Consider the following 3,188-nt stretch of genomic DNA (forward strand, 5'->3'; position numbering starts at 1 on the left):
CCACTAACAGTATCTTGAAAAAGACCACAGGATCGATGCTGTCCTGCCCGCAACGGCCGTAATAATGAGAGGTTGACTTGTAGAGGAAGCTAAAGGGTACTTCCTGACTGATTTTACGGTAGAAATCATCCTGGGGAACGAGCCCCTCCAGGCTGAGTTCGTAGAAGATTTTCGGTTCAAATGTTTTTCTGCCTTGCATACGCTAATTTACGGAGAATAAACGATATATACAATTGATTTTCAATATTTTAAACCCGTTTATAACCACATTTTCTATTTCTGAAATCTTTTTACCGTATCTTTGAAAAGAGGTTGTGCAACAGGCACAAGGGTTTTGCAATAGTGGGGCGAAACTGCAAAGTTCAACGGCAGTTCTTCGGTTCAACTTTTGTGCAAAATTGAAGATTTGTGCTTCGATTGCCCCACCATCGCAAAGCCCCGAAACGTTATGCCCAATGCTACAAACCGACCGTGCTAACATCAACGGAAGGACAAAAAACATACGACAACTCAAAACCGACAAGAATAAAAATTGTAAATTTACCGAATGGAACAGAAAGAGAAACTGACGATAGAAAAATTAATAGAAGAAGCTCAATTATTTTGTGTTGAGCAATCTGAATTTCAACATAAAGAGCTTTTTGGAGTTACTGACGGTAAAGCTGTTGGAACTTTAATCGAACAAAAATTTCAAAAACATCTAAACGACAAGTACATAGTAACTGTTGGCTCATCTGCAAAAGGAATTGACCTTCCATCTGAAGATATTTTAACGGACATTAAAGTTACTTCTATTAAACAACCTCAATCTTCTTGCCCATTCAGAGACGCAAAGCAGAAAATATTTGGACTTGGATATAATTTACTTGTATTCGTTTACGACAAGACTGATGACCCAAAAACGCAAACGGCAATACTTAACTTTGTAAGTTGTTCTTTTGTTTCAAAAGAAAGAACAGCCGATTATACAACCACAAGTATTTTAAACGATATGAAAAAGGTTGAGGCAAATGAAGATGATATTGTTGCATTTTTAGAAGGAATAAAATTGCCAGCGGATGAAATAACCTTACAACAAATTGCTGGAATTATTTTAGCAACCGAAATTCCAATAGGATATTTAACTATTTCTAATGCTCTTCAATGGAGATTGCAATACAAGAGAATTGTAAACCTAACTGATGATGTTCCAGGAGTAGAAAAAATTGTTAGCTATAATAAACCTAAATAATGAAAGTTTTCGATGCCAATATTAATTATCAAGTTTCAGACTACTTAAACAGTAATCTGAAAAATACTGCATCTTATGAATTGGCAAATCAAAAAATGTATGATGCCTTCGGCATCATACATTTTTTTGATAATAATGAAGAATTAGAGACTTTAAAAGATATAATTTCTGAAACTCAAAATATTGTCGAAGAACCAGATAGAGCAACAGAATATGGAGATTTTCAAACTAATTTAGATTTAGCGAATAATGTAACAGTTTATCTTAAAGCAAAAGACATTTCGCCCGAAATTGTAATTGAACCAACGTGTGGAAAAGGTAATTTTATAATTGCCTCATTACAGAATTTCACGAATATTGAAAAAGTTTTTGGGGTAGAAATTTACAAACCTTACGTATGGGAAACAAAATTTAATATTGTCAAATTCTTCTTGGAAAATCCTGACAATATTAAACCCGAAATTTCAATAACGCATTGCAATGTTTTCGATTTTAATTTCAAAAGTATTGCAAAAGAGTATGCTAAAAATAATATTTTAGTAATTGGCAATCCGCCTTGGGTAACAAACTCAAAATTAGGAAGTCTTAATTCCGATAATCTTCCAAAGAAAAGAAATTTTAAAAATCATAGCGGTTTAGATGCAATGACGGGTAAAGGTAATTTCGATATTGCGGAATTTATTACCTTAATGATGATTGAAACCTTCCAAAAAATTAATGGAAATGTTGCTTTGTTGGTAAAAAATAGTGTTGTAAAAAATATCTTATTTGACCAAGTCAATAAAAAATATCCGATTTCCGAATTAGAGAAACTTTGTATTGACAGCAAAAAGGAATTTAACGTTTCAGTAGAAGCGTGTTTATTCTCTTGTAACTTAAATTCAAAAAGCGAATTTGAATGTAGTGAATTTGATTTTTATACTCAAAATGAATTAAGAACAATCCAAAGAACTCAAAGAAGACAAGACCAAAGAAAAGCAAAACGGTTTGGCTGGGTTGACGGCAAATTTGTTTCTAACATTGACACTTATATTGACACAAAAGAAATTGATGGAGAAAGTCCCTTTGTTTGGCGACAAGGTCTAAAACACGACTGTTCTTCAATTATGGAACTTGACAAAGTAAATGGGCATTATGTAAATGGCTTGAATGAAGAAATAAAACTTGAAGAAGGATTAGTTTATGGACTTCTTAAAAGTTCAGACTTAAAAAACACGGTAATCAATCAAACAAGAAAATTCACCATCGTAACTCAAAAAAAAGTTGGACAAGAGACCAATTATATTAAATTAGATTATCCAAAAACTTATCAATACTTGACAGAACATCAAGAAAATTTTAGTGCAAGAAAATCAAGTATTTACAACAACAAACCGCCATTTTCAATTTTTGGTATTGGCGACTATTCATTCAAACCTTATAAAGTTGCTATTTCAGGACTTTATAAGACCTTTCATTTTACGCTTATCCTTCCACAGAACGACAAACCTGTGATGTTGGACGATACTTGTTATTTAATCGGTTTTGACAAAATTGAGTTTGCGGTTTATTCATTGATACTTTTAAACTCTGATACAACTGTTCAACTTTTACAATCAGTTACATTTTCTGACGCTAAGAGAACTTTCACAAAAGATGTTCTGATGAGAATTGATTTAGCCGAATTGTCGAAACGTATTGACAAGTCTGTTTTACAATCAGAACTTGAAACTTTAAACGAAAAGTATAATCTTGATTTAACTTTAAATTTATGGGACGATTTTATAGACGAAATGACACCTGTAAATAACGGACAAATGACAATGTTCGGATAATACAGATAAGCACTGGGCATAATAACTAAGCTTTCGTTTTGTCTGCAAGACAAGAAATGAAAGCCCGTTGAACGGAAGCTCCGGTGGCTTTTCAGCAGTATGATGGTCCTCTTATGGGGATGTCGTTTTTAGAATTTAGAGGT

Annotated in this window: 2 protein-coding genes and 1 pseudogene; 2 read left to right on the top strand and 1 reads right to left on the bottom strand. The window is 33.1% G+C overall.

The features are described from left to right. Positions 1-199 (bottom strand): annotated as a pseudogene (locus AP75_RS13575) (IS1182 family transposase); the annotation flags it as partial. A gap of 348 nt (positions 200-547) precedes the next feature. Between AP75_RS13575 and AP75_RS13580 the strand changes: the two are divergent. Both AP75_RS13580 and AP75_RS13585 read left to right on the top strand, forming a co-directional pair. Beyond that, a complete protein-coding gene (locus tag AP75_RS13580; protein ID WP_031504688.1) occupies positions 548-1,231 on the top strand; it encodes a type II restriction-modification system restriction endonuclease in 684 nt (227 codons plus the stop codon). Beyond that, on the top strand, positions 1,231-3,045 hold the full coding sequence (locus tag AP75_RS13585; protein ID WP_088264976.1) for a class I SAM-dependent methyltransferase: 1,815 nt from the start codon (positions 1,231-1,233) through the stop codon (positions 3,043-3,045). Before AP75_RS13580 ends, AP75_RS13585 begins: the two co-directional genes overlap by 1 nt. Positions 3,046-3,188: the final 143 nt, after the last annotated feature.

Origin of the sequence: Kaistella haifensis DSM 19056, from assembly GCF_000735695.2 — a bacterium.
Classification (GTDB): domain Bacteria; phylum Bacteroidota; class Bacteroidia; order Flavobacteriales; family Weeksellaceae; genus Kaistella; species Kaistella haifensis.